The 2,547-nt window shown below is 66.7% G+C and carries 2 protein-coding genes; both read left to right on the top strand.

Annotation, left to right across the window (positions count from 1 at the left end; genetic code table 11):
* Positions 1-744 (top strand): class F sortase (locus tag MJ783_RS08945; protein ID WP_239309911.1); only part of this gene is annotated, 744 nt, incomplete at its 5' end.
* 241 nt (positions 745-985) lie between these two features.
* Complete coding sequence (locus MJ783_RS08940; protein ID WP_239309910.1) at positions 986-2,251, top strand: ATP-binding protein; 1,266 nt, start codon at positions 986-988, stop codon at positions 2,249-2,251.
* Positions 2,252-2,547: the final 296 nt, after the last annotated feature.

Genomic DNA, 2,547 nt, shown 5'->3' with positions numbered 1-2,547 from the left:
ACCCGTGGTCGGCGTTCCGGCACAGCGGCATCCGCTGGGGTTCGCGGGGGAATCCGGCGCCCGGCTACGATCACGACCGTTGTTACCGCCGTCGCCCTCATGCTTGCCGGATGCGGCGGATCATCCAGCGGAAAGCCGCCGGCAGACGGTTCCATCCCCACCGCCAGTGCCGCCGGGAGCACAGGCGACGGCCGGACCGGCGGCAACAGCAACAGCCAGGCCCAGAGCCAGGGATCGTCCGATCGCAACATCCCCACGGCGTTGTTGCTGCCTCAACGCCTCCTCGCCGACGGGCATCCCCAGGCCGCGCCGGTCATTCCCATCGGCGTCCTCGGCCCGGCGTCCCCTCCCGACCGCTGGCAGGCCCTGCATTCGGCGGCGGGCGAGCTGGAGACGCTGTCCAACGCCGCCGAGGTCGCCTGGTTCTCCGCCGGGATGGCCCCCGGTGACATCGGCCCCGCTGTCATGACCGCCCACGTCGAATGGGACCACAAGCCGGGCGTGTTCGCCAAGCTGGACCAGATGAAGACCGGGGATGCCGTCCAGGTACGACGCAGGGACGGCAGCACAGTCACCTTTACGGTCGACCGCGTCGACCGCTACCCGAAGGCCTCACCCCGGGACGCGGAGCTGTACCGGCCCTCCCCTGGCCCGGAACTGCGCCTGGTCACCTGCACCGGCGGACTGGACGGGGAAGGGCTCCACCTGGAGAACCTGGTCGTCTCCCTCTCCCTGGCACGCTGAGCTGGCGCCGGTATGCCCGGTATGCCGGCGCCTCCGGCATACCGGGCTCTCTTGCCAGACGGGTGCCGCGTTCGCCGCGGGCGGGCGTCAGGCTCCCGTGGAAGGTCGGCCCAGATGCCTGTGGAACGTCGGTCCCAGCAGCTGTGAGATGTCGGTCCACATAGCTGTGAAGTGTCGGCCCAAGCCTCCGTCAGATGTACGCTCAGGCTGGCCGCCATCCGCTGCGAGCAGGAGTTCTTCCGTGCCAACGACCGACCTGCAACGGGCCTGCGCCTCAATCGCGGAGGAGTACCTGGCGGTATTTCGAGTTGTGATCCTGAACGGCCCCCGGCAGTCCGGCAAGACAACGCTGCTGCGGCACCTACAGAAGCGGTACGGGGGCACGCTGCTCAACCTCGACGACGAACAGACCCTGCAGGCCGCGATCAGCGACCCGGTGGCCTTTACCGGCAGCGGCACGGAACCACGGTTCATCGACGAGGTTCAGCGAGGTGGCGACGCTCTGGTCAGGGCGGTCAAGGCCGAGGTCGACGCGGCGCCGCGCCCTGGCCGGTACGTCCTGGCTGGATCCACCCGCTTCCTGACTACGCCAAGCCTCTCGGAGTCCCTGGCCGGCCGTGCTGGGGTGGTGGACGTCTGGCCCCTCTCCCAGGGTGAGTTCAACGGCCGGTCCGGCAGCTTCATCGACCACGCCTTTGACGACCCCGGGTCGCTCGGTGCGCTCCGGACGACGGCAAGCGACCGGGCCGACTACTTCCAGCGGGTTTGCCGCGGCGGTTTCCCAGAGCCGGCGCTGATGCGAACGACACGGTCTCGCAGAGCTTGGTTCCGCAGTTATGTCGAAGCCATCGCCGAACGCGACATACGCGAGATGACCCGCATCAACGAGCCGAGCGCACTACGAACCCTGCTGGCCTACGTCGCCTCGGTCACCGCCCAGGAACACAATACGGCCAACACCGCAAACAAGACCGGCCTGCATCGGACGACGGTCAGTCGGTACCTGGAACTTCTCGAAACCGTCTTCCTGATCCACCGGCTGCCGGTATGGTCCCGAAACCTGACCGCCCGGGTCGTCAAACACCCCAAGCTGCACCTCACCGACACCGGTCTTGCCGCCGCGCTGCTCGGTGTCTCTCCCGAGGCCCTGGCCAGGCCCGTGTCCACGTCCCGTGGCCCGCTGATCGAAACTTTCATCGTCAACGAACTGGCCAAACAGGCCACCTGGAGTGAGAGCTCGGTGCGCCTCCATCATTGGCGGGTCAGCGGCGGCGCCGAAGTCGACATCCTTCTAGAACGTGACGACGGCCAGATCATCGCCATCGAATGCAAGGCGACCGATACCGTCACCGGCAACGACTTCCGCGGCCTCACCACGCTCCGCGACCTGCTGGGCCCGCAGTTCGTCCACGGCATCGTCCTGCACACCGGACGCCAGGGAGCCCTCATGTTCGGGGACCGGCTGGTATCCCTTCCAATAGCCGCTCTGTGGGAGACCGGAAACTGACTCGGCTTCCCCTCCGCGCAGCTTAACCCCGCGGGATCCACGGGCAGACGGCACATGCGGATGCTTCCCGCCGACAAGATCGGCGCGTGTTTGTCGCTAGGTACGCTTATTCGGCCAAAAACCGTACACAACAACAAACATGTGCCGATCATGAATCTATACGGCCATCACGGACCGAATCCGCGACGCCTGCCCGCGGCCCAAAGCAGAAGCCAGCGGCAGCTTCGAATGGAATTACTCGGAAGGTTCCCGCCCTGCGACAATCTCCCCGCGGAAAGACGGAAAGACCCCATGAA

It is taken from the genome of Protofrankia sp. Cj3 (assembly GCF_917627355.1).
In the GTDB taxonomy this organism is placed as follows: Bacteria; Actinomycetota; Actinomycetes; order Frankiales; family Frankiaceae; genus Protofrankia.
This window is presented reverse-complemented; position numbering and strand designations above follow the sequence as displayed.